Genomic DNA, 23,281 nt, shown 5'->3' on the forward strand with positions numbered 1-23,281 from the left:
AGTGACAACCGATAACCGAACGATGGAGTAGGTAAAGGACAATGACTGAATTACTTCAAAGCCTCAGCACACAAAATGAGTTCGTTGCTCGCCACAACGGCCCAAACAAATCTGACCAACAAAAAATGTTGGAAGCAATCAACGTTGCAAACCTAGACGCGTTGATTGATGAAACCGTTCCAGCGCAAATCCGCCTAGAAAAACCAATGACACTGGCCGAAGCAAAAAGCGAAGCTGACATGTTGGTTGCCATGCGCGAATTTGCTGACCAAAACCAAATCAAGCGCACGTTTATCGGCCAAGGTTACTACAACACGTTCACACCAAACGTAATCCTACGTAACGTGCTTGAAAATCCAGGTTGGTACACGGCATATACCCCTTACCAACCAGAAATCTCCCAAGGTCGCCTAGAAGCTCTGCTTAACTTCCAACAAATGGTGATGGATCTTACCGCAATGGAGATTGCTAACGCTTCACTGCTTGACGAAGCAACAGCAGCAGGCGAAGCGATGACGCTATGTAAGCGCGCAGGCAAAAGCAAAAGTAACGTTTTCTTTGTCGCTGACGATGTACACCCTCAAACGCTAGAAGTTGTAAAAACTCGCGCTAAGTACATCGGCTTTGACGTACAAGTCGGTTCATTAGAGTCACTACCAGAGCAAGACGTGTTTGGTGCGCTTGTTCAATACCCTGGTACAACGGGTGAAGTTCGCGATCTAACAGACATCATCGCTAAAGCGCAAGCAAACAAAACCTTAGTAACAGTTGCTACAGACCTACTCGCTTCAGCTCTACTTAAGCCAGCAGGTGAAATGGGCGCGGATGTAGTGATCGGCTCAGCACAACGCTTTGGCGTACCTATGGGTTACGGTGGTCCTCACGCTGCATTCATGGCAACACGTGACAAGCACAAACGTACTATGCCAGGCCGTGTTATCGGTGTTTCTATCGACTCTAACGGTAACCAAGCACTGCGTATGGCGATGCAGACTCGTGAGCAGCACATCCGTCGTGAGAAAGCGACATCAAACATTTGTACGGCTCAAGCACTACTAGCAAACATGGCATCGTTCTACGCGGTTTACCACGGTGCAGAAGGCTTGCGTACTATTGCGCGTCGTACTCACCACATGACTGCTATTTTGGCTGCAGGTCTAACTAAAGCTGGCTTCGAACTCGCGCACAATAGCTTCTTCGATACCATCACCATCAATGCTGGTGATCAAACAGACGCGCTTTACGCGAAAGCGCAAGCAGCTGACATCAACCTGCGCAAACTGCCAACTCAACTCGGTGTGAGCTTAGATGAAACAACAACGGTAGCTGACGTTGAAGCGCTATTTGCCGTATTTGGTGTAGAACAAGACGTAAACGCACTGTCATCAGAAATTGCGAGCAACGAGTTCGCAGCTATTCCTGAAGCGCTGCGCCGTACTTCAGAGTACCTAACGCACCCAGTGTTCAACACGCACCACAGCGAAACGCAGATGATGCGTTACCTAAAACAGCTTGAGAACAAAGACTTTTCACTGACTCACGGTATGATCCCGCTAGGCAGCTGTACAATGAAGCTGAACGCAGCCGCTGAGATGATCCCAGTTACGTGGCCAGAGTTTGGTTCTATTCACCCATTCGCACCAATCGAGCAAGCGGCGGGTTACTCTGCACTAGCGAAAGATCTAAAAGAGAAGCTGTGTGAAATCACAGGCTACGATGACTTCTCACTACAGCCTAACTCAGGCGCTTCTGGTGAGTACGCAGGTCTAATCGCAATCCAACGCTACCACGAAAGCCGCGGAGAAGGTCATCGTAACGTGTGTCTGATCCCAAGCTCAGCGCACGGTACAAACCCTGCAACCGCTTCAATGGTGTCAATGAAAGTGGTTGTGGTTAAATGTGATGATGATGGCAACATCGACATGACTGACCTAGCAGCTAAGATCGAGAAGCACGCGGAAAACCTATCAAGCATCATGATCACTTACCCTTCTACGCACGGCGTTTACGAAGAGCAAGTGAAAGAAGTATGTGAAATGGTTCATGCCGCTGGCGGTCAAGTTTACCTAGATGGCGCAAACATGAACGCTCAGGTTGGCCTTACCTCTCCAGGTCTTATCGGTTCTGACGTTTCTCACCTCAACCTGCACAAAACCTTCTGTATTCCACACGGTGGCGGCGGTCCGGGGATGGGTCCTATTGGTGTTAAGTCTCACCTGGCTCCATTCCTACCAGGTCACATCGAAAACGGTGTTGAAGGTGAAGACTTTGCGGTATCAGCAGCAGATCTAGGCAGTGCCTCTATTCTACCTATCTCTTGGGCTTACATCGCAATGATGGGTGAAGCTGGCCTTACAGATGCAACGAAAGTAGCCATTCTAAACGCGAACTACATGATGGAGCGCCTACGACCTCACTACCCTGTTCTTTACCGTGGTACAAACGGCCGCGTGGCTCACGAATGTATTATCGACATTCGTCCGCTGAAAGAAGAGACAGGCATTAGCGAAGAGGACATTGCTAAGCGTCTAATGGATTACGGTTTCCATGCACCAACCATGTCGTTCCCGGTTGCAGGTACACTGATGGTTGAGCCAACGGAATCTGAAGATCTAGAAGAGATCGACCGTTTCTGTGATGCCATGATCGCAATCCGTGAAGAGATGACCAAGGTGAAAGAAGGCGTTTGGCCACTAGAGAACAACCCTCTTGTGAATGCACCGCACACACAAGTCGATCTCGCGCAAGACGACTGGGATCGCCCATACTCTCGCGAAGTAGGCTGTTTCCCATCACCAGCGACTAAGTCTTGGAAATACTGGCCTACCGTTAACCGCGTAGACAACGTTTATGGGGACAGAAATCTCATCTGCTCATGCCCAAGCATAGCAAGCTATGAAGAGTAGTTGTTGACTCACTACTTATATAAATTACAAAGCGAACCGGTTGGTTCGCTTTTTTGTTAGCTCGATTCGGCATGTCATTCCCAGCACCATCAAAGGGCAGATTTGCCCCCTAGTGCACCTTGTGGCCATTTAGTCAATTTTAAATCGTCCAAAATAAGCAGTACGCAAGGTACTACAATCGATGCGAGCAACGTGGCGGAGACTAAGCCAAACGCAATGCTGGCAATTAAGGGGATCAAAAACTGCGCCTGTGTACTGGTTTCGGTTAACAACGGAAGTAATCCTGCGAAAGTCGTCAGCGAGGTAATAAATATCGCTCTGAATCGATCACGTACCGCCGCTTTACACGCATCATTCAAGCTCTCGCCTTGTTCGATATTATGCTTAATAAAGTTGACCAATAAAATGTTATCGTTAACGACAATTCCCGCTAAGGTAGCAAAGCCAACCAGACTCGGAATAGTCAAATCGAACCCCATAGCTAGGTGCCCCCATACCACACCAATCCAACCCATTGGTATCGCCAGCAGTACTGCGATAGGTTGGGTGTAACTTTGGAAAAGGAACACCAGGATAAGATAGATCCCCACCACACCAAGTGCAAAAAAGGTCGCCAATGATAAACCCGTATCTGCACTCTCTTTATCTTGCCCCTGAGAAGTAAAACTGACGTCTGGAAACTTAAGCTGGGCTTGCGGGACAAAATCACTATTGAACTTACGCATAATTTCACGCGCATTGGCAACACGAGTATCGATATTGCCTTGCACTATCACCGTATTCATCCCATTAATACGCTGGATTCGCGAGAAGGTTTGCTTCTGGTCAAACGTCGCCACACTTGATAGCGGAACAAGAGTTCCATTGGCTGCCGTGACCATCAAGCTGTTCAACTCATATAAGCTAGCTTGGTGAGTAAACTCATCCAACCTCACGCTAATATCCACCAGCTCGCCTTGCTGAAAAACCGTCAGATCAGTGCTGCCTTTTACTGCACTGCGCAGCGTTTGAGCAATGTTGGAAGCATTCACGCCCATCACGCCCGCAGCATCTTTAAGGTTGACGTAAAACTCAGTTCTTCCCTCACGAAGGTCAGTGGAAAGGTTAAAGACACCGTCAAACCCCCTCAACCACTTCACAAGCGAGCGACTAACTTTATTGAGCTGTTCCAACGAATCCCCTTGGACTCGAATATCAATACCATTGCCAGCAATACCGCGCTCTTTATCGGTGAACTTGAGCGAAACCACATCGGCCGTGGGGCCGACTTTTTGTTTCCAAGATTGGATCAGTTCTTTAATGCTCTGCTGTCTAAACTGCGCTGGCAGCAGGTCGGCACTGACCGTTGCCAAATGGGGTCCTGATTCATTGGCATCAGCATTTGAATTGAACATGATGGTGGTGCTCGTGACCAAAGGTTGTGAACTCGGATATTCATCTGCGTAATCTTGATTAAGATCATCAAGCGCGTTTGAGACCTTCTCCACCACCGCCGCTGTCTGGCTAAGCAAGCTACCTTGAGGGAGTAAAATCCGCGCTTGCAATACATCACTTTCCAAGGAAGGCATGGCTTTAAATTTCAGCAGTCCTGACGAAATAGATGCGGTGGAGATCATCACCACCATCATTAGTATCCCCAATGAAAAATAGGGTGTATTCATCGCCTTGACACTCGCTGGCACGAAGAATCCATCTCTGACCTTTTCAAACCCTGCCATGAACTTGTCCCGGATTGGATTTGAACGAAACTCAGTGTGACTGTGTGCCAAATGGGATGGCAAGATTAAAAACGCTTCTATTAGGCTAACAAGTAACGTTATCAACAACACGATGGGAATATAGCGTAATACTTCACCCATCTTGCCCGTAAGAAACATCAACGGCCCTATCACCATAATGGTGGTTGCAAATGAAGCGATTACGCCAGGAAAGACTTGCTTCGTTCCCGCAATCGCCGCATCAAACGCAGACAATCCTTGCTGTCTCTTGGCAGCGATGTTTTCAGCAATAATCAATGAGTCATCCATCAGCAAACCAATGGCAACAATCAGCCCAACCAGCGTCATCATGTTCAGGGTATAACCGAGAAGTTGTATCGCGAAAATAGCACCGAGAAATGATACTGGCAGCCCCATAGTGACCCAGAAGCTAAAGCGAATGTTAAAGAACGCCCACAGCATCAAGAATGCCAGTGCCAACCCTTGCACGCCATTACTGGTAAGAATTCTCAGGCGCTCGGTGATGTTAGTGCTAGAATCTTGGGTGATACTCAAAACAACGCCTTCAGGAGCATTTGCCTGCTCTTTTTCGACAATGCTAACAATCGCATCCTTAACTGTTAACGTATCTTGGAATTGCGTTTTAGACACCTGAAGCAAAGCGGCACGTTGACCATTGAACAGGATTTTATTTTCATCAGTAATGAACTTCTGCTGGATAACGGCGATATCACCTAAACGAATCTGAGTTCCCGCATTGCTTGCTTTGATCACGATATTCTCAAAGTCTCTGACGTCACTCCCCAAATGGTCAAATCGAACACTGATCTCTTCCAAGTCATTGCTGAATACGCCTGCTGGAGTACTGATACTTTGCTGTTGCACCAGATTGGACAAGTCAGACACACTCAGGCCGTACTGTTGCAACTTCCACTGTGACACGCGAATTTCTATTTCTTGATCTGCAAAGCCATTTACGGTTACCTGCGCGATCAAGGGGCTCTCTTTGAGCTTGTGTTTAATTTGTTGGGCGTAAAGATATAAGTCCCTATCTGACATATTGCCAGTAATGGCGACACTGGCTACTGTTGCCACCCTGTCTAGCTTAGTCACAGTAATCTGCTCAACCCGCTCCGGAAAGTCGTTGATTGAGTTAACCTGCTGTTGAATATCACTGGTTAAGGTATCAATGTCTTCACCATCGCCAATTTCAGCATTGGCAATGACCAAATTCTCTCGAGCATCACAGCTTAACTCTCTAATTCCACTCAGTTTATCGAGTGAATCTTCTAGCGGATAACATACTTCTTCCATCATCTCAAAAGGAGACGCCCCAGGATACACGATCCGAATTTCGATATTTTTAGTTGGGGTAAGCGGAAAAGTGTCTTTCTGCAATTTAGGTAAGGCAAACGCTCCTAATAAAAGTACGGCTATCATTAGTACATTGGCACCAGTGGCATGCCGGGCAAAATAAGCGATCATAATTTGCCCTCTTCCTGATTAGCCTTTGAGGACTTAAAACCTGTCTGCTTATCCAGCCAAAGCGCTATGTTGCCATCTGATTGTGGTTGAAGAGCCATCCCCTCAACAGCGGGAGACAGTTTACTTAGTACCACCACATCACCGAACTCCAAGCCCGATTTGAGCACCGCAACCTGCCCTTGAATAAAATCAACGCTAACGGATTTGATTCTCAATTTGCCCTCGGAGACAGTGTAAACCTTACCATCATGAATAGCGTTTATCGGTAGTAATACCTGCTGCTCGATAACCGGAGCTTTAAGCGTTACTTTAACGAAAGTCCCGCGGACAAGCGGAGGCTTCTCTCCTGGTATCGCTTGCTGATAAGGTTGATTAATTTGTGCTACTAGGCTTTGACTTTGAGTCTGGCTATCGATTTCTCCCCCAGAGCGGCTGACTTCGGCAGGCCAAGTCATCACTTTATCGCCAGCTTGGAGCTCGACTGTCGCGGCTAAGTTGCTGTGCACATCGCTATCTAATGCATTTAAATGCTTGGCACTTCTTAACGGACGCATTTTACCTAATGGAAACTGCGCCCGTACCTCGACGGCATCAATACCGTCCGCTTTGAGCAGTAATTCCCCCTTGTTAACATACTCAGCAAGCCCCACTAGCGTTTCGATAACGCGAATATCAAACGGGGCTTTAATAACCGTTTGTTCAAGGTCTCGGTTTGCAAGCGCAAGTTCCATTTGTAATACCTTCTGCTGCGCTTGATTAATCGCCAGCTGGCTTTTTTGAGTCTGGAGCTGCTGCTGGCTACTCAGCAAGTCTTTAGTCGCTCGGTCTTTCTCAGTATTGGATAGATGACCAGTTTCACTCAATTTGATTGAACGGGCATATTCTGACTGCTGTACCTGAAACTCTTTCTCTGCAATCTTCAGTGAATCAATGATAGTTCGGTTTGTTAACGTCAGTACGTCAAGTTCCGCTTGCAAACGGGCAATAGTGAGTTGATAAGAGGCGGGATCGATTCTAAGAATTTCACTGTCTTTACGAATAATATTGCCGGTTTTGTATTGCTCAGAAACCCACACAACAGCGCCGTCGAGTTCAGACTGAGCGTGCCAGTCTTGTGCGGGCTCAGTATATCCATACCCGACAGCTGATGGTTGGACATTTCGCGGATCGACTTTCAACACCCGAACTACTTTTTTCGAAGCAGTAGTACTCGCTTTAGGCGGTTCGGCCTTCATTCCCGGCACTACCACCAATAGCACAATGCCAAACAGGACAGGTGGAATGATCAGAGCTCTTTGTAACCAGCTATACCCAGTCATAGCAATTCCCTTACTATATATTAGCGTTGTCTGATGTATAAATTAGCACACGAGAACAAGCGCGTTTGCTTCCTTGGCCCCAAAATAAGTTAGGCCTCACAAATGGAGGCCTAATACATTAAAGCTACTGGTTATTTTTGCCTTTGCCCATAATTTTTTTGGGGGTTGCTACACCTTGATGAGCGATAAACTCTTGCTCCGAGACAACACCGTCGGCATTTGTATCTAGCGAAGCAAACATCGGGCTTTGATTGATATTTTTCAACGTACGCCCCTCTTCTGTTCGCTGAGCAATACGTTCCGACCTTACTTGATTAAACTCGGCTTCGGTAATCTGACCATCACCATCCAGATCAAACTGAGAAAATACTGGACGCGACATGTTGTTTTTCATGCTTTTGTTCATTCCACCAGCCACGGCTCCGAACGCGATAGCAATCCCAAGCAAAGCGATGATAGTGCTTTTGACTTTCATGACGTTTTCCTTCTTTGGCCCCTTCTATTTAAGAATATGCTAATGTAGGTAAAGTTACGTCATGTGATGTAAAGGTATGTAAATATGACTAAGCAAGCATCGTTAACCACGGCCAACAATATTGACCGCTTCAAGTCCATCACAACTAATCTTGGACAGAGTCAACCCACTTCCGTATGAGCAATACTCTCCTCTATCGTTTGTAAGATACTGATAAAAAAGGATGGGCAGTCGCCCATCCTTGCTAATCTTACATTATCAAAACTTCAAAAAAGACTAATTGGCCGCGTAGTGCTTTCTCGCAGCATCTAGGATCTTGTTTGCTTCTACCTCATTACCCCAACCTTGTAGTTGCATAGCGCCGTCTGGGCCTTTGTAATTTTCAAACCATAAGCCAACAATTTCTTGAACGCCAGGGTAAGTCGATTTCAAATCTTTAAGTGATGAGATGTCTTTAAATGGTGAATCATTGGTAAGAACGCCGATCAGTTTGTCATCTTGTTCACCGTCATCGAGCATTTTCAGCACTCCAATAAGACGCACAGGAACAACCTCTCCACGCGGTACTGATTGCCCAAGAACAATAACATCTAGTGGGTCGCCATCACCCCCAAACTCTTTCGGCAGTGCTGTACGTGGAATAGAACCGTAGTTACCCGGGTAGCCTAAATAGTTAACAACACGCGGAGCACCTTTTTTATGCTCCCAAATCACGTGCTTGTCGTTGTCTTTACTCAGTTCCCATTTCGCTGACGTACCCGTTGGGATCTCGACGATGGCATTGACTGTACCGTCTGCGGAAACCGCTTGGTAGTCATTAAAGCTAACGTTCGCTTCAAGCGTAAACTGGTCAACTTGCTTAAGAACTGGGGCTGAAGCCGCAGCCAAATCGTAACTTAAGCCGTTAGCCGTAGAGGTCGTTTTATAGCGAAGCATGTAGTCAACTTTTCCACGCTCCTTGAACAGCTTGTCGAAGCCTTTCTGGCTATAAGCGTCGAACTGACCCATCTCTTTTACACTCAGCATAGACCCGCCAACGTTGCTAGTGTCGATTGATAGAATGAGCTCACTCACCGCTTTAACAGCTTTAGCGTAACCTTGAGTTGAGTTTAAGTCGAAGTCAGCCACATCAATGGCTTTACGCACTTCCTTCGTCCAGTAGAACTCTAGAAATGGAACAGGCTGCTTCGGTTTGTTCCAGCTCACTCCGCGCGAGAAGTACATTAGCGAACGGTACTGATCGTTGGCAAAGTTTGTTAGCCCAAGAGAGGTTGGAAGTTGTTGATAGCTAATTGGCGTACCTTTTTGATCGAATAACCAAGTGTTGCCATCTTTTGCCATTTGGTTCCAGAAAGCATTCATGCTTTTAAGATCGCGGTAATCTCTATCAACCACTACATTGACGTTGAATGATGCACCGCCCTGTGGCATACGATAGAAGACGTTGAAAGTATGGTGACCATCAGTCAGATAGTAGTCGCCATTCGGAGCGATAACGACTGTCTTCATATCTTGCTTACGCGCACCGACTTCCATCTCACATTTGAACGAAGATGGGACATTTGGGTGTGCTTGTGGGCTAATACTAACGACGCCTTTCTGGCCGTTAGCTTCACAAACCTCATCGTACATTTTCTCTTGATCAAACTGGAAGCGACCCAGTTTGTACATGATTTGATCGTAGCCAACAGAAGGTTGGGTTGGTTTTAGCTCATGGAGGCCTAACTTGATAACATCGCCTTCAGAAACATTACTTGCTTGCACTGGTAGAGCAAAGATTGCCAAAGCCCCGATAATGGCAAAGATCCCTGTATTTTTCATAAGTCCTTCTAGATATAGGAATAAAAGTCAGGCATCAATGTAATATCCAATAGTGACACTATTATTTCAATTAACGGGCTAGATGATGGTAAACGAACCTACAGAGAGTCTGTGGTAAAATACCTTGACTGATTAGTCGCTGTAAAAAAGCCATTTGAGTTCATCAAATGGCTTTCTATCAATCAGTGTTTATTCGCTGTCAGGCTTTGGCGGCGTTTTCTTCTTTGGAATAAATACGCTGTCACCCACTGCCACATTCTGGTGGAAGCTCTTGTCGCGTTTAACGGGTTTCTTAGCGGTTTTCTTACCTTGCGGTTTCGCTTTCTTAGTCGCTTTACCTTTATTACGGAAATCAGGCTTGCGAGGTTTAAGACCTTTAAACTTGCCTTTCAGACCTTCTAACTCCGAGAAGCTTAAGTCTTGCTGCAAGTACGCCTCAACGCGCTTGAAGCTATCCCAGTCTTTAGGACCAACCAACGAGACCGCATCCCCTTTGTTGCCCGCACGGCCAGTACGACCAACACGGTGAACGTACTCTTCAGTATGCTTTGGCATATCAAAGTTGACCACGTGGGTCACATTGGCAATGTCGAGTCCACGAGAAGCGACGTCTGTCGTCACTAGAATTTTGAATACTGCACGCTCAAACTGGCTCATAATCGTGTTGCGCTGAGTCTGATTTAGGCTACCGCTAAGGGCAATCGCTTTGAGCTTTTTCTTATTCAGCTTTTCAGTCAGACGCTCTGTATCCACACGCGTCGCAGTAAAGATAATCAGTTGCTTGTACTCAGCCTCTTCTAGAATGCGATCTAGGATCGCCTCTTTGTGGTCCAAATGATCACAAAGGTAGAATTTTTGCGTGATGTCTTTGTGCTCAGCACTCGCGGCACCAATGGCAATGCGTTTTGGCGCATCCAGCATCTCAAATGCGATATCATTAACTTCTGCATGATCAAGGGTTGCAGAGAACATGAGTGTCTGGCGACGACGGTGTTTGGCTGCGTTGTGAATACGACGCAGCTCAGGTGCGAAACCAAGATCTAGCATTCGGTCAGCTTCATCCAACACCAGTGTTTCTAGGCCGTCAAGATAGAGTGAACGGTGCTCTAGATGGTCAGCTAAGCGCCCTGGAGTCGCAACAATGAACTTAGGGTAGCGACGCAACGCTTTGACTTGGTCGTTGAAGTTTTCGCCACCCACGATTAAAGTCGCGTCGTAAGAGAGCCCGCCCAGCATAGTTCGTAGCTCACCATAGACTTGTTTAGCAAGCTCACGTGTTGGCGCCAAAATAACACCACGCGGATCTTTTGCAGAAAAAGCTTTGTTTTTTAGCGACTTGTGAAGCATAGGTAACACAAAAGCTAGCGTTTTACCTGAACCTGTTTTAGAAGAAGCCAACAGATCTTTACCAGCAATAGAGACGGGGATCGCCTTTTGCTGGATCTCTGTCGCCTGCTTAAAGTCTAAATGCTTCAAGTTCTTAAGTAAGCGATTGTCTAAGCCTAAATCTTTAAAGTGCAAAGTATTCTCCAATTGGTCACGTGGCGTTGCTAGTACAAGTATCGACTATATCTACCAACACGAAATATATTAAAAACAGGCTATGATAACTGGATTCGCCCATAGAGGATAGAGATCACAGAAAATATTCTTTTCGCACTCTTCAGCACACATCTGTCCCTATGTATCGCTTACATTTATTCGTCTCGCCAATGAGATGTGGGTCAACTAATTCGATAATTACTTAAATTCTTGGGTTTTTTTGACTTTTAGCTGCTTTAGGAAGGTTAAAAATAGGGCTAAACTGATCTGAGTCACTATACGATCAAAAGGTATAGGGCGTTATTTGATACTTACATACGAAGGAGTTCCACCATGAACAAAATGTTGATCGCAGCTGCTGCAGCTTCTGTTCTTCTACTAGCAGGTTGTTCGTCTACTCCAGACGAAGCAACTACGGCAAAAATCGACGAACTTTCAAACCAAGTAAGCCAGCTAAGCCAAGACGTTCAAGCGCTACAGTCTGAAGTACGTAAGTCTGGTGATTCTGCTATGGCGGCACAAGAAGAAGCGGCTCGTGCAAACGAACGTATCGACAACATTGCTCAGTCTTACACTAAGTAAGATTAACGCAGTTGATTAGTCATTAAATATCAATAACTTAATTAATGACTTCGCACCAAATGGCGATAAAGTGGCGACACAATTTAGTGTCGCCACTTTTGTTTTATAGCATCTTACAAATCAGGCTTAGGTGACTGTCTTGGAATATGTTTGCGTAAAATGAACTCTTCCCCTTTATATGCAATGTAAGGGAATGGGTAGACGAAATAGGCTTCTTTTTTACAATTCGTACAGGTGTGTCGCCATTGGTTATTGCTAGGTACTGTCGAACTATCGACTCGGTACACACCACCGCTGCATTCATCACATTCAAACTCCACCAATTCCACTGTAATTTGCTTGCTTTTCTTCATAAACTTGCCGATAAAAAACCGTTTTTCGTGGTTGTCGCTTTTCACTGATAGTACGGAATTTTAACACCGCAGCACCAGATCAATATTGAAAAAACCAAACAAGTGTAAAAACACGCCTCACCCCTTGCCATTACTGGCTTCAATACAAGCAAACACGATCCTATTTTTCACACTACAGATCATTAAAAAACACACAAAAAACTCAGCGCTTCTTTAAATTCAATAACTTAACCTAAAGACACACTAACTTCCTGATCTTCATTTTTGCAAAACTGATCAATTAATTTCATTTGTAGAAATTTGTATAACGCAATATAAAGCGTTTTAAGACGTCCTGAAAATCTGCCCCGTTCCGCTACCCATAAGGCTTTAACTCTTCTCAGAGGCTGATTTAGCCCCGTTAAATTTCACCAAAATGGAATTTCAATAAACTGCCACACGAAAACATCGCAGGTGGGGAGGGGGAGTGCGTTTTACGTCACCCAATCGTTCGCTTTCGTGGCTATCTTACTGCTGTTATGCCCGTGAGAGTTCGCTAACGTTTAGACAAAAAGAAACGCAGCCGATTGGCTGCGCATTGCTGTGGAGAGTTTAGGGTTAGGATTTAGTGATAGGAGTAAGTCTGTCTTTTAGTCCGGTACTGCTTTCACCGTGTCCGGTAAACGCTTCCGCTTGAATTGGTGGGCTTGTTGGTGCTTGCGTCTCTGGGCTCTTGTGAGTATGTGCCGCACATGTATCGGATAGGTCGGTTACTACCTGCATCAACTCACCTAACAAGTTGAGTACGTTCTCATTTTCTGAGCCCAGCCACGTTTTAGGTGAACGGTAATCTTGTTCTGTGCTGGCACGAACTTCTCTTAACTTACAGTGCAGTTGAGCCAATTTGTCGGTAATGCTGCGAAAGTTACCAGATTGATCAACGTGGTGGTAAACACCTGGTCTTTGTTGGTATCGACTTTCACCTGCTTTGATTGCTGGCAGCTTCCAGCCTAGACCCAGAACCGTTCGAATGAATGGTTTATCTGGCTCACCATTAGCAAAACCAATTTCAACTATTGCACCAATCGCTGGCGGCTCAAGTCGCCCAGCTTGTTCACCAATACCTGGTACTGGTAAAGGTACTGCTTGCATGACCGGCACATCTTTACGTTCGACCAACTTACTATCAAGCAACTGAATATCCGCTGCATAGTGAGGATAGAAACGCTCAGACAAATCACCCTCTTTCGGTAGCTCTGGCAATGCAACGACTTTGGCAAGCTGAGGCAAATGCCAGTTGCCTGTTAGTTCTGGGAATAGCCGGTAGACAATACGCTTAATTGTTTTTACGTCCATGTTATGACTGTCTCCGTTCCAACGTGTTCAACGGTGGCAAGCTTACAACCATTCACGATCACACCTGGTTTAAAGTGTGGCGTGCAAGGAACCGTTGCCGTTTTTTGGGCTTGGTGTGGATTGAGCATGTTAGCAGGGATAGTCGCTGGCTTGTCTGCCCAGTAACTATCAGCCCAACTTCCTACAAAGATTTGTCCATTCCCTTGTTGCTGCCAGATGTAATCAGAAATACTAAAAGCCTGTGCTATCTCATCGAGTACCCGATAACCATTACCTGTCGAATAGAAACAAGGGATAGCACTGTTGGCATAAGCTCTATCAGGGACCACAAACTGCAGCCCTGTTTGTTGAGTGATGTTACTAAGCAACTGAACTAGTGTTGGATGTCGCATGATGACATTCAATGGGTGATAAAGTGCTGCGGCCAGTTCTCTGCAGAAGATCACAACGTAACCTGGTTTATCTGGTGAAACCCTTTCGACAAATCCAGTCAGCACGCGCCTAATGTTATTACCCCAACCCAATTCGATAGCGACTTGCTGCATTGGGTTCGCTTCACCTTGTATCGTTAGCTTTGCTCTACCTGGCGCATTATCAGAAAATGTCAGCCTGTGTTGGCTGACTTTTCTTGGCTCACTGCCAACATAGCATTGAATGGTAAACTCTGGTGTATTCATGCCAGTGCCTTATCGATTGATTGCAAATACCCCATTACACCTGTCATTTCCACTTCAGTATCCGGTGGTGTCTCTGCCGAAGCCGTTGGTGGTGTGGTTGGTGTTTCTACCCCTGCGGCTTTTTGCTGTACTGCAGGTTTTGGATCTTCTCTGCTTTCGGTTCGTTCTGCCACACTCATATGTTCTACAAGTTCAAAGCTAATTAACCACTGGCGCAACTGTGCGTCTTCTTGCGCTGTAATGGTTCCTTGAAACTTAACCTGACTAACCTTTAGAGCATTAGCGGTTCGGTTGTCGATGCGGTAGATCACTCGTGCACCGTCAAGCTTTGCGCCAGCCAGTGTATAGAGTTGGTTTAGTGTTGGGGCTTTGTCATATGGCAAAGTCCCTGTTACAGCGAGAACCTTACCTTTATCTCCCGTTTCCGCTTGGTCAGTGGATGCAGAGTTGCCGGACATATCCTGTCCGGCTAGCTGTTGCCTTGCAGTGACCTTTAAGCCCTTGAGAGGGATTCGAACTGCTGAGAGTGAAAGCATTTAAGCCACCTCTGGCGGAGTCGGCCAAGGGTTTTCGATTTGGATTTGTTTTCGTTCTTTGACTGCTAAATCCATTAAACGGTCATATTCTGATTGTTCGCCCATGTGCTTTTTGATTTCAGCTTCTTCAAGATGCGGTCGAACACGTTGGGTGTATTCAGATTGACGCTTATCATCAACGGCTTTGTATTGCTCTTGATAAACATCTTGTTCTGTTTTCAATCGCCATGCTGAACCATCTTTGATAAGCACATCAGAATAAGCGCACTCTATTTCCTGCCAAGTCTCATCATGTCGCTCGATATGCTTAACACCGACTGCATCGATATAAAATCGAGAATAATCCGCCGCATCAACGAGAACACCGTCAACCACTCGAACTCGCTCTAATGACCATGCATTTATCAAAGCATCAGGCACGGTCAACAAGTTAGGCATTGAACCAGAGGCTAGATTTGGAATATCACTACCCGATTGAATTTGTACAGTTATCATGCTTTCACCTCTTGTCTAAATCGAACACCTAGCTGTCCCCCCTCCCAACTAGGATTACTATCGTTGGCTCTATATTTATGATGCACCATGTATCGATTGAGATTCACTAACAGAACATCAAAGGCAGTAACATTTTCACGGCCTGAGAAATTCCAATCCTCAAAAGCAGCAATTCCGTGAGCATTAATACCAATCACCAAACCCTCCGATTGAATAGGAGTTCTTGCCCAGTTGTATGTAAAAATACGAGCGGGATGGACAGGGTTGGTACTCATACCGACCATTTGCATATCTGCATTCAATTCAGGCTTGTTAATGAGAGGGGTTAATATTCCCGCTTCAATCTTCGCCAACAACACATCGTCATAGGTACTATCAAAACTTGGGTCTGTTTCTGCCTTTGACGTTGGGTTGTAAACCACGTCAGACAAATCTTTAAGCTCTAGGCCGTTAGCTTCCGTAAATCTCAAGTGATAAGTTTTAGCTAAATCAATTTCAAATGACTTCGTTTGAATTTCAGTAGTATTGAAGTCTTTCCAGCCATAAAGACGCAAAACCTGATTATCAGCGACCGTGAGAGTTGTTCCTACCAAACTAATATCTAACTGATTATTGGCAGTTAACACTTCGGGATAGTGCGGCAGCTTCGATAAGGCAAGCGACTGCTGTTTTTCATGCTCAGCCAAACCACCCTTAACACGTAAATCCACTATTGAGCCATCAGCCTGAATTCGTGCTAGTTTCGCCACATAATGAGGTCGGTTCTCGCTATCGGTGTAATCTACTAGATCATCAGTGGTCGCTACGATTTGGAATAGGTTTTCATGCTGAGAAAGTGCGGTACCATCACGGTAAACATCAACCCATAAAGTTGTTGGCTTGTTATCGACCGTTTGCACCGTTGAAAGTGCGTTTTGAATGCGTAGGCCACCGACATAAGCGACACCTGGTGCAATCAAATATTTGGTTTGGTCAACTTCATGGCGTGTTACGTCAAAACCATCAACGAAAGCGGTATGACCATAATTATCTAGGCAAGATAAGCGGTGATCTTCGTCCATTCCTTTTAATCGGGCTTGGTAGTCAATCTGCCAAGTAGCCGCATCAATTGTCACATTAGCAGCGGCTGCAGCTCCATCGAACTGCATTAGCATCGACTTAGTTAACGCCATGCCTGTTTCTTTGGTTTCTGTAGCTTTGTAAACCACCATACCGCAACTATTCGGCACGTTCTTGTCACGCAGGAACATAGCGTTAAATGTGAATGGTGCTGTGCTACCTGGTATCACCACGGAATAAACAACCGCATTGCTACCAGATTTACCGATTTGGTCAACATTACGCTGAGCCACCCATTGTTCTATTGGCGGCAGTGACACGGTACGGTCAATCGGTTGAGACAAATCAAGATCAGGAATCATCGCAAAAATGATTTCATTGAGATCAGTAGGCTGCTTCAACGAAATTTTGTTTTGCAGGTACTGTTCAAACTCTAATGGGATAGCCGTTTGGCTCATAGTTAACGCTCCCTTTTACTTTTATCAGTTCAGGCGCGTCATTGACGCGGTGAAAATCTGTTGATTGTGTTCGATGCGTTTTTCTCGCACCGCCACGGTGGATTCATCGTTGGCTTTTGCAGCATGAAGGTTGAACCGGTGACCAAATGCTGCAGCAATCATCTTCAACGTTACCGGATAAGTCACATTGAACTGGTAGCGACGACACGTGCGACCGTATTGGCGAATCATGGCATTCATTAGCCAGTTCTTTTGTGCCAAGTCACTGTCAGCGGTTTCAATGGTGACAACGTCCCATTGTTCTTGGTCTTCACGTTCATGGATTTCTACCCAGTCGACGCCCAACTTACCAAACATGTTTTTAAAGCCGGCTGTCTCACCACCATGACGGGCAAACGAATAAGCGTTGGCGACACGGATACGAAAAATCATTTCGTCTTCACGTTCTAACGGCTCGATGTCTCGTTCCCAAGCCATCAGGCGAACAATGCCAATTGGAGCAGTTAGTGGGTCATGCTTTTTGAGTGGCATTCGTAATGCTTCGTCCACTCTTAACCAGTAGTTACGCAGTGCGTTGGCAAACTTTGCCAGCTCACCTCTACCCATCCAGTACTTGAATTTAATTGGTGGTAGTTGCATAGCTACTCCTGCATGTTTATCGTCAGCGTAGACAGGCGAGGAATTTTCAAACTGCTCACAATGTCTTCTTGTTCGAACTGCAATGACTCGATGCCCTCAAGCAAGGCATGTAGCTCACCTTCTAGGCGTGAAAAGCTAAAGCGACCAATAGGATTCGTTGGCGTAACTTCATAATCACTGTTTTCACGAAATGCCGCTCTCACTACATTTTCGATGTTCGCTTTTAACGTCACACGCTCTTGGTCTGTTAGCTTCGCTTTCGGCCAGACTTTAACACTGATAGCGTGTTGAGTTTCTGGCATCGCTTTCACCAACAAATCATCACCATGACCATGCAATCCACTGGTTGTCACTTCGTGGTTTAAATCGTCGATCAACTCTTGTGATGGATTTCCCGTATCTAACAAGACCAGTGCGTTCGCAGTACCTGGTCCACGTGGGGCGTTATGCTCAAAATAGATATTGTCGTCTTGAATACCTGCTTTCTTCATCAGCAAGGAACGGTAAGCCGCATCAATGTGCCATTTAGCAGCCGCACTCCACTGGTTACGCACACGCAAGCGAAGTTCGTCTTCGTCTTCATCGTCTGCGCCAGCTTCTATCAACCATTCATCTTCATTGGTTGCAGCGGCAATACCCGAAATAGCAACGGGGATCACATGGTAGTAACCACCGCCCAAGTTATAAGCGGCACCTTCGTGTTCGGCTTCGACGGTTGCTGAAACGGTAGTTTCATTCTCTGGCATCGTCGTGTCTTCAAGCACTTTCACTCGATAAATGGTGCCGTTAATCGGTTCAGTTTGAACCCACGTATCTTTAGGAATAATGAGTGCCGGACCTTGCAAAGCAGCACGTTGAAAAACAATGGTACCTTTTGCCTTTGTTTTAGCTTTTGGTTCGATGTCTACTTCCCAAGCCTTGAGTTTCAATGACTCACCGAACGCAGTGGCTAGAAACGTGTTAGGCAGCACGTATTTGACTAACAGGTTTTCAATCAGCCAAACAGTTGAGACGATCACGGCTTGCTCTATCATTCGCCAGAAAGGAGAAAAGCGGCTGTCGTTATTAATCACGCTACCTGCTTTTTCCATCTCTTCTTTGAGCACCTTGCGCCAACTCTCTGAATCAGTTGGTATGCCTGACTCTTTTAGGAGTTCTTCATAATCTGGCTGTGGAATATTTGCCATTAGCTATCAACCTCTATTTCGATGTCGCCAAAGTCACGTGTTGTTGCGAAAATCCAGATTTTGCCCAGTTCTGGCTCTTCCATTCGAACGGTACCTGGTACCAAGCGAACTTCTTCTTCAACCAAGAGCTCTATTTGCTTTTTAATGTCACTGCGACCATCACGAGACTTTTCACCAATCAAAGCCACGGCTAAACCGCTTTCGATAATGGCGTGTTTAATGTCTTGGGCGATCACGGCTCTGTCTTGAATCATCACTGGGTTTCGACCAGCATCTAAAACGACATCACCGTTTTCTATGAGCAAATCTTGATACAGGTAATCTTTACTCATGGCGCAGCCATCTCTAGTTCATTAGCCATATCTTGTGGGCTATTCATGTACGTTGGATAAATGTTTACACCGCCGTAATTCGTCGAACGTCCTTGGTTGTAAGTCGACATCTGACGAGCAACGCCACCTTGTTGAACTCTCGCTTTTGGCGTGGCTTGCTGAACTGCACCAATGGTTTTACCTGGTGCTTCATCATCACCGAAACCTGGTATCCAACTGATCACGCTATCAAAGCCTTCACCAATCCAGCCGAACAAGTTTTCAAACACGGCTTTCACTTCGTCAACAATTGCAAATAGACCATCAAAGCCCGATAAGTCAGTAAAGCCACTTGTCACCCATTTCCAACCGCCATAGATAGCGGCAAACAAAGCTCGAATAGGTGCAGTGATTGCGGTTAAAACTTGGAACCATGTTGTGTCGCCAAAGCTAGCTTTAAGATCATCCCAGTAGTACATAAGCCCGACTACGCCAGCTATCGCAGCAGGTATCCAAAACAAAGGGTTCATTGCAACAGCAGCAGCAAATTTAAGAGCGGTCATTGCTGTTGCCAAAAACGCCTTTCCGATTGTAGAAAGTGCTATTGCAGCAGTAGAATAGATGGCACTGGCTGCCGTCATCGCTGTATTCAATATCCACTGAGTCGCCACTGCTACTTTTGCTCGTATATTGAACATTCGAATATACATATTCATAGCTAGCAACGGACCTCTAAGCACCGTCAGCGTTTTGCCTAGAAAACCAAATGAAAGAGTGATTGCTTTAACTAAACCACTCCCAAGCGTTACGGTCGCCCATAGCATTTTGAATGCACCTGTCAGAATGGTTAATACCCCACCCACGGCAATCAAACCAAAGAAAGCAACCGTCGCATATCCAATGTATCGAGTAATATTTGGGAATAATTTGGTCCACTCAACAAGCTGCATTGCGCCATCTGCCAAACCTTGAACCATTGGCAACAAGGACGGCAGCAAAGCAGTACCAATCGCGGCTCTAATTGCATAAAGCCCTTGTTCCATTCGTTCCCATTGGTCGGTCATTGCGCCTGCCATCTGTTCGGCGGCATCAAGCCCTTTCACCTTACCCAATTGCTCAATTGAACCGGCTAAACCATCGGTGTTTTGCATCAACAGTTGAACCATTGCTGTTGCTTCCTGCGAACCAAAGGCTTTTGACAGTTCCGCAGCTTCCGCAACTGAAATAGTTTCCCCATATCGTTGCTTCAACTTTCCTAGAATGTCGACGATTGGAAGCAACTGACCCTGTGAGTCAGTAAACGACATATTGAGAGTGTCTTGTGCTTTGGCTGCACCAGCTAAGAACGCTCGATACTTGGTACCTGCTTCACTACCACTCATGGTCGATTGAAGAGTGCCAAGAATAGCCATTTGCTCGGTCATCCCAACACCAACAGATGTCGCTGCAGCACCTACCGAAGTAAATGCAGATGACATTTCCGAACCTGTGGTTTTGAAGATTTGAACCGCTTTAGCAGTTTGACCACCAAGCATATTTACCCAATTGGCTTTACCCATATCGTTAGCGGTGTTCTGGAATATTCCATACATGGTGCCAACGTAATTGGTGATGGTTGCTGTATCGGCTTTCGTGGCAGCGGCCAACACACCAGAGGCGCGAGTAAACTCGGACAACTCATTGCCAGCCAACCCAGCAATTGCAGATTGAATATCATAGGAAGCGGCGACAAAGTCAGAGGCCGACTTGCCATATTCAACAGAGAACTGTAGTGCGGTTTCCGCCAAGTTCTTTAACTGAGCATCAGCAACACCCAGTGATTTGACTTCACCTAGTGCTCTGTCCATCTCAATCGCTGGCATTAACGCTTGTTGCAAAGCAATACCAGCACCAGCTACGCCAGCAGCACCCGACACCATAGTGTGAGTACCGTCTCGGTAGGAAGAAGCCATACTACTAAACTGACGCTGAATATTGCCCAGCGGTTTACTAATTTGGTCTATCAATCCAACTGTGAATCGTAGTGGTTCTGGTAAAGACATTCGTTATCCTGCAAAAGCTTTCGCTGTTCCGTTCGCATTAGAAATCGCGGTGTTATCCCAGTGTTGTTTCTCTAACCAAACCGCTTGAGCCAAGCTCATTTCTGTATCAGGTTCGTGGGGCAACCATTTCCTTCGTAATGCGTACATCTGGAGTAAGTCGCTTGATTCAAGCGACTTAACCAGCTCTTCTATTTTTTTACTGAGATCGCCACCTTCGGTGCATACTCACCAACTAACGTCCCTGCAACCTGAATCATTGCGCCAGCGTTGTCTTCATCAAGCTTGCGTAATGTTTCTTTCTCTTCATCGCCTTGCGCTGACTGCATAACAAAGTTGTGTGCCGAATCGGTCATGTCACCACGTGCCATCGCACCGACATACTCACCGTAAAGCTCTGGTGTTGGTGCAAACTGAATATCCGAACCTGCAATAGTTAGAACGATAGTTTTCTTGCTCATGTGATTTTCTCTCTATCTAATTTCGTTTCTAGACGGTCGAACCGTCCGTTAATGGATTCTTTAAGATCGTCCACGGCTTCCCTAAGCTCGTGTTTCGTTGCGTATTTTTCCGCGTTATCCGCTCTCATCCTTTCGATAGCAATTTCATTTTGATGAGTGCGCTGCATTAGGCTGTTTGCTGTACTATTGGATTTCTCTGCACGTGTGTACACAAAGCCAATCAGAGTCAGTAGAAAAGCAGCCACTGCCAACCACACGCGCAAATCTTCCATTTAGCCTCCTTGCGTAACGGCTTGCTTTAAGCTCCCGATAAACCCTGCAGGTTTAGTCCCTTGAGCGACTTGCTTGTCTTGGCTTCGCTTATGGATGCTGATACCCAACACGGCTAGAGCAACGCTAAACAAAGGAGTAAGAGCCACAACACTATTCACAACGCTGGCTGCTTGCTCTGGGTGGAAAACCAGCGCAAAAGCCAAGCCGAAGAACAGCAGGGACCAAGCCAAACACATCGCATAACCAAACGTTGGTCGCCAACGTCGAACATAGGCGTCATTGCTGGCTAACTCTGCTTGCTGGGTTGCAGCTTGAGTGGTAATCGCCAACTTGCGTTCTTCGCTTTCAATCTTTGAGTGACTCAAAGCCAGCTCTTGCAGTTTGATACGTTCATCACTTTCAAGCTGTTTGAGCTTTAGCAGTGCATCAGGATTGTTTCGCAACTCTTGTTCGATAGCTTCTGGCGTATTTTCTACGCCTAAAGTACTCGCAACCATCGCACCTACGGCACCACCTGCAGGGCCACCGATCACAGTGCCAATCATTGGCGCGGCTGTGGCAATTAATGATTTAACGCTTTCCCACATGGCTCAGTCCTTTACGATGGTTAAAACAGCCGGTTGACCATCAAGCTCGTGCATCAATGCTTCAAATGCTGCTTTTGAATTAACCACGGCCCATTCATTCCCAACAAAACCAAAATCGACACCTGGTGCTAAACAGCCTTGAAGTTGGCTTGGTGTGTTCGCTTTATGGATCAGAATGTGAGTTCTTAAACTCGGCCCCTGACGAGTTACACCCAGTTCGCTAGCTTCTAGCGCATAGCAATCACCAAACTTAGGCGATTTATGTGGCAGAATTTGATAAGAACCCTCTGGCACACACGATTTACCAGGCAGGTTATTTCGCCAACTACGTTCGGCAATCACACACACTTGGCTTCCGTCTTCACGGTGAAGTGTTCCAAAAGTGCCGTCTTGAAAATAACGGCGTTTCAATACAAATCGTTTCAACGTTTTGCCCTCTTCTCTAGAAGTTCTTGGCAAGCTACACAGGTGCAGCAGTGAGGCAGATACTTTCGGCGTGCGGTTGGGATTTCCTCACCGCATTCAACGCAATGCGTTTCGCCGTTCGGGTGTTCTGCTTTCGCTTTGGCACTGGCTGCCAATTGCTTGGCCAGTGCCATTTCCGTTTGTTTGGTTTCGATACCGCTTGCATGATCAAATAAGTCCGGCATCTACCACCTACCCAATAATGTCGGCGGTTTCTTCTGGTCGTAGGTACGGCACGCCATTGATGTTGATAAAATCAGGATCAGTCACATCGAACGGAATCTTATGAACTAGCGCACTACCACCGTTGCTATCTGCATCAATCAGATCAGAGATTTTCAACTTAATGCCAAACATCTCTACTTTGAGCTCGTCACGATCCGTTTTGCCGTAGCCCATAGCGTCGAACGTAGGCAAGCCACGGAATGAACCTGCGCCAGCAGCAGCTTTCATCAGCAAGTTAAATTGACTTGTGATCAGCTCTAATTCGCCAGACGCTTCGACATCACCTTCTACAAAGCCATCAGGAACGCCATTGGTTTTGGTCACCGCACTATT

General features: G+C 46.1%; 24 protein-coding genes. 2 read left to right on the top strand and 22 right to left on the bottom strand.

Annotation, left to right across the window (positions count from 1 at the left end; genetic code table 11):
• Nucleotides 1-41: 41 nt before the first annotated feature.
• Nucleotides 42-2,906 carry an aminomethyl-transferring glycine dehydrogenase gene (gcvP, locus tag QTO00_RS02220; RefSeq protein ID WP_331422688.1) on the top strand — a complete coding sequence of 955 codons (2,865 nt, stop codon included), beginning with the start codon at nt 42-44 and terminating at the stop codon, nt 2,904-2,906.
• A gap of 89 nt (nt 2,907-2,995) precedes the next feature.
• On the opposite strand, the gene QTO00_RS02225 is transcribed toward gcvP, so the two are convergent.
• The 5 genes from QTO00_RS02225 to QTO00_RS02245 form a co-directional block, all read right to left on the bottom strand.
• Nucleotides 2,996-6,109, bottom strand: a complete 3,114-nt coding sequence (locus QTO00_RS02225) for an efflux RND transporter permease subunit (RefSeq protein WP_331422689.1) — start codon at nt 6,107-6,109, stop codon at nt 2,996-2,998.
• Nucleotides 6,106-7,428, bottom strand: a complete 1,323-nt coding sequence (locus QTO00_RS02230; protein ID WP_331422690.1) for an efflux RND transporter periplasmic adaptor subunit — start codon at nt 7,426-7,428, stop codon at nt 6,106-6,108. The genes QTO00_RS02225 and QTO00_RS02230 overlap by 4 nt, the downstream gene beginning before the upstream one ends.
• A 124-nt stretch (nt 7,429-7,552) precedes the next feature.
• Nucleotides 7,553-7,903 (bottom strand): EF-hand domain-containing protein, encoded by a 351-nt coding sequence (locus QTO00_RS02235; RefSeq protein ID WP_331422692.1) that lies wholly within the window; start codon nt 7,901-7,903, stop codon nt 7,553-7,555.
• 276 nt (nt 7,904-8,179) lie between these two features.
• On the bottom strand, nt 8,180-9,724 hold the full coding sequence (locus tag QTO00_RS02240; RefSeq protein ID WP_331422693.1) for a ParB-like protein: 1,545 nt from the start codon (nt 9,722-9,724) through the stop codon (nt 8,180-8,182).
• A 189-nt stretch (nt 9,725-9,913) separates the two neighbouring features.
• Nucleotides 9,914-11,257 (bottom strand): DEAD/DEAH box helicase, encoded by a 1,344-nt coding sequence (locus tag QTO00_RS02245; protein ID WP_331422694.1) that lies wholly within the window; start codon nt 11,255-11,257, stop codon nt 9,914-9,916.
• A gap of 342 nt (nt 11,258-11,599) precedes the next feature.
• On the opposite strand from QTO00_RS02245, the gene QTO00_RS02250 reads away from it, so the two are divergent.
• Complete coding sequence (locus QTO00_RS02250) at nt 11,600-11,848, top strand: Lpp/OprI family alanine-zipper lipoprotein (protein WP_038201557.1); 249 nt, start codon at nt 11,600-11,602, stop codon at nt 11,846-11,848.
• Between the two features lie 113 nt (nt 11,849-11,961).
• On the opposite strand, the gene QTO00_RS02255 is transcribed toward QTO00_RS02250, so the two are convergent.
• The 17 genes from QTO00_RS02255 to QTO00_RS02330 all read right to left on the bottom strand — a co-directional run.
• Nucleotides 11,962-12,201: a hypothetical protein gene (locus tag QTO00_RS02255; protein WP_331422695.1), complete on the bottom strand. Its 240-nt coding sequence runs from the start codon at nt 12,199-12,201 to the stop codon at nt 11,962-11,964.
• A gap of 597 nt (nt 12,202-12,798) precedes the next feature.
• Nucleotides 12,799-13,536, bottom strand: coding sequence for a hypothetical protein (locus QTO00_RS02260; RefSeq protein ID WP_331422697.1), 738 nt, complete (start codon nt 13,534-13,536; stop codon nt 12,799-12,801).
• On the bottom strand, nt 13,527-14,213 hold the full coding sequence (locus QTO00_RS02265) for a hypothetical protein (protein ID WP_331422698.1): 687 nt from the start codon (nt 14,211-14,213) through the stop codon (nt 13,527-13,529). Before QTO00_RS02265 ends, QTO00_RS02260 begins: the two co-directional genes overlap by 10 nt.
• Complete coding sequence (locus QTO00_RS02270) at nt 14,210-14,749, bottom strand: baseplate complex protein (protein ID WP_331422700.1); 540 nt, start codon at nt 14,747-14,749, stop codon at nt 14,210-14,212. The genes QTO00_RS02265 and QTO00_RS02270 overlap by 4 nt, the downstream gene beginning before the upstream one ends.
• A complete protein-coding gene (locus QTO00_RS02275; RefSeq protein WP_331422701.1) occupies nt 14,750-15,244 on the bottom strand; it encodes a hypothetical protein in 495 nt (164 codons plus the stop codon).
• Nucleotides 15,241-16,761 carry a phage tail-collar fiber domain-containing protein gene (locus tag QTO00_RS02280; protein WP_331422702.1) on the bottom strand — a complete coding sequence of 507 codons (1,521 nt, stop codon included), beginning with the start codon at nt 16,759-16,761 and terminating at the stop codon, nt 15,241-15,243. Before QTO00_RS02280 ends, QTO00_RS02275 begins: the two co-directional genes overlap by 4 nt.
• Nucleotides 16,762-16,785: 24 nt before the next feature.
• Nucleotides 16,786-17,400, bottom strand: a complete 615-nt coding sequence (locus tag QTO00_RS02285) for a phage tail protein (protein ID WP_124940857.1) — start codon at nt 17,398-17,400, stop codon at nt 16,786-16,788.
• A 2-nt stretch (nt 17,401-17,402) separates the two neighbouring features.
• The gene (locus QTO00_RS02290; RefSeq protein ID WP_331422705.1) at nt 17,403-18,587 is read right to left on the bottom strand and encodes a baseplate J/gp47 family protein; all 1,185 of its coding nucleotides are present in this window, start codon (nt 18,585-18,587) and stop codon (nt 17,403-17,405) included.
• Complete coding sequence (locus tag QTO00_RS02295) at nt 18,587-18,919, bottom strand: DUF2590 family protein (protein ID WP_124940855.1); 333 nt, start codon at nt 18,917-18,919, stop codon at nt 18,587-18,589. Before QTO00_RS02295 ends, QTO00_RS02290 begins: the two co-directional genes overlap by 1 nt.
• Nucleotides 18,916-20,940: a phage tail tape measure protein gene (locus tag QTO00_RS02300; protein WP_331422706.1), complete on the bottom strand. Its 2,025-nt coding sequence runs from the start codon at nt 20,938-20,940 to the stop codon at nt 18,916-18,918. Before QTO00_RS02300 ends, QTO00_RS02295 begins: the two co-directional genes overlap by 4 nt.
• A 3-nt stretch (nt 20,941-20,943) precedes the next feature.
• Entirely contained in the window at nt 20,944-21,087 is a 144-nt protein-coding gene (locus QTO00_RS20950; RefSeq protein ID WP_175443241.1) for a DUF6890 family protein, read from the bottom strand.
• A 41-nt stretch (nt 21,088-21,128) separates the two neighbouring features.
• Nucleotides 21,129-21,398, bottom strand: coding sequence for a putative phage tail assembly chaperone (locus tag QTO00_RS02305; protein WP_031844065.1), 270 nt, complete (start codon nt 21,396-21,398; stop codon nt 21,129-21,131).
• Complete coding sequence (locus QTO00_RS02310; RefSeq protein ID WP_031844064.1) at nt 21,395-21,670, bottom strand: hypothetical protein; 276 nt, start codon at nt 21,668-21,670, stop codon at nt 21,395-21,397. The genes QTO00_RS02305 and QTO00_RS02310 overlap by 4 nt, the downstream gene beginning before the upstream one ends.
• Nucleotides 21,671-22,258, bottom strand: coding sequence for a 3TM-type holin (locus tag QTO00_RS02315; RefSeq protein ID WP_070969258.1), 588 nt, complete (start codon nt 22,256-22,258; stop codon nt 21,671-21,673).
• 3 nt (nt 22,259-22,261) lie between these two features.
• Complete coding sequence (locus QTO00_RS02320) at nt 22,262-22,684, bottom strand: DUF5675 family protein (RefSeq protein WP_031844062.1); 423 nt, start codon at nt 22,682-22,684, stop codon at nt 22,262-22,264.
• Entirely contained in the window at nt 22,681-22,908 is a 228-nt protein-coding gene (locus QTO00_RS02325; protein ID WP_331422710.1) for a TraR/DksA C4-type zinc finger protein, read from the bottom strand. Before QTO00_RS02325 ends, QTO00_RS02320 begins: the two co-directional genes overlap by 4 nt.
• 7 nt (nt 22,909-22,915) lie before the next feature.
• On the bottom strand, nt 22,916-23,281 hold a 366-nt coding region (locus QTO00_RS02330), incomplete at its 5' end, for a phage protein (protein ID WP_331422712.1).

This window comes from Vibrio sp. M260118 (assembly GCF_036533755.1).
GTDB lineage: Bacteria > Pseudomonadota > Gammaproteobacteria > Enterobacterales > Vibrionaceae > Vibrio.

Excerpts from the sequence above, each read along its gene's own strand:
- gcvP (WP_331422688.1), top strand. The coding sequence starts at position 42 with ATGACTGAATTACTTCAAAGCCTCAGCACACAAAATGAGTTCGTTGCT.
- QTO00_RS02225 (WP_331422689.1), bottom strand. The coding sequence starts at position 6,109 with ATGATCGCTTATTTTGCCCGGCATGCCACTGGTGCCAATGTACTAATG.
- QTO00_RS02230 (WP_331422690.1), bottom strand. The coding sequence starts at position 7,428 with ATGACTGGGTATAGCTGGTTACAAAGAGCTCTGATCATTCCACCTGTC.
- QTO00_RS02235 (WP_331422692.1), bottom strand. The coding sequence starts at position 7,903 with ATGAAAGTCAAAAGCACTATCATCGCTTTGCTTGGGATTGCTATCGCG.
- QTO00_RS02240 (WP_331422693.1), bottom strand. The coding sequence starts at position 9,724 with ATGAAAAATACAGGGATCTTTGCCATTATCGGGGCTTTGGCAATCTTT.
- QTO00_RS02250 (WP_038201557.1), top strand. The coding sequence starts at position 11,600 with ATGAACAAAATGTTGATCGCAGCTGCTGCAGCTTCTGTTCTTCTACTA.
- QTO00_RS02255 (WP_331422695.1), bottom strand. The coding sequence starts at position 12,201 with ATGAAGAAAAGCAAGCAAATTACAGTGGAATTGGTGGAGTTTGAATGT.
- QTO00_RS02260 (WP_331422697.1), bottom strand. The coding sequence starts at position 13,536 with ATGGACGTAAAAACAATTAAGCGTATTGTCTACCGGCTATTCCCAGAA.
- QTO00_RS02265 (WP_331422698.1), bottom strand. The coding sequence starts at position 14,213 with ATGAATACACCAGAGTTTACCATTCAATGCTATGTTGGCAGTGAGCCA.
- QTO00_RS02270 (WP_331422700.1), bottom strand. The coding sequence starts at position 14,749 with ATGCTTTCACTCTCAGCAGTTCGAATCCCTCTCAAGGGCTTAAAGGTC.
- QTO00_RS02275 (WP_331422701.1), bottom strand. The coding sequence starts at position 15,244 with ATGATAACTGTACAAATTCAATCGGGTAGTGATATTCCAAATCTAGCC.
- QTO00_RS02280 (WP_331422702.1), bottom strand. The coding sequence starts at position 16,761 with ATGAGCCAAACGGCTATCCCATTAGAGTTTGAACAGTACCTGCAAAAC.
- QTO00_RS02285 (WP_124940857.1), bottom strand. The coding sequence starts at position 17,400 with ATGCAACTACCACCAATTAAATTCAAGTACTGGATGGGTAGAGGTGAG.
- QTO00_RS02290 (WP_331422705.1), bottom strand. The coding sequence starts at position 18,587 with ATGGCAAATATTCCACAGCCAGATTATGAAGAACTCCTAAAAGAGTCA.
- QTO00_RS02295 (WP_124940855.1), bottom strand. The coding sequence starts at position 18,919 with ATGAGTAAAGATTACCTGTATCAAGATTTGCTCATAGAAAACGGTGAT.
- QTO00_RS02300 (WP_331422706.1), bottom strand. The coding sequence starts at position 20,940 with ATGTCTTTACCAGAACCACTACGATTCACAGTTGGATTGATAGACCAA.
- QTO00_RS20950 (WP_175443241.1), bottom strand. The coding sequence starts at position 21,087 with ATGTACGCATTACGAAGGAAATGGTTGCCCCACGAACCTGATACAGAA.
- QTO00_RS02305 (WP_031844065.1), bottom strand. The coding sequence starts at position 21,398 with ATGAGCAAGAAAACTATCGTTCTAACTATTGCAGGTTCGGATATTCAG.
- QTO00_RS02310 (WP_031844064.1), bottom strand. The coding sequence starts at position 21,670 with ATGGAAGATTTGCGCGTGTGGTTGGCAGTGGCTGCTTTTCTACTGACT.
- QTO00_RS02315 (WP_070969258.1), bottom strand. The coding sequence starts at position 22,258 with ATGTGGGAAAGCGTTAAATCATTAATTGCCACAGCCGCGCCAATGATT.
- QTO00_RS02325 (WP_331422710.1), bottom strand. The coding sequence starts at position 22,908 with ATGCCGGACTTATTTGATCATGCAAGCGGTATCGAAACCAAACAAACG.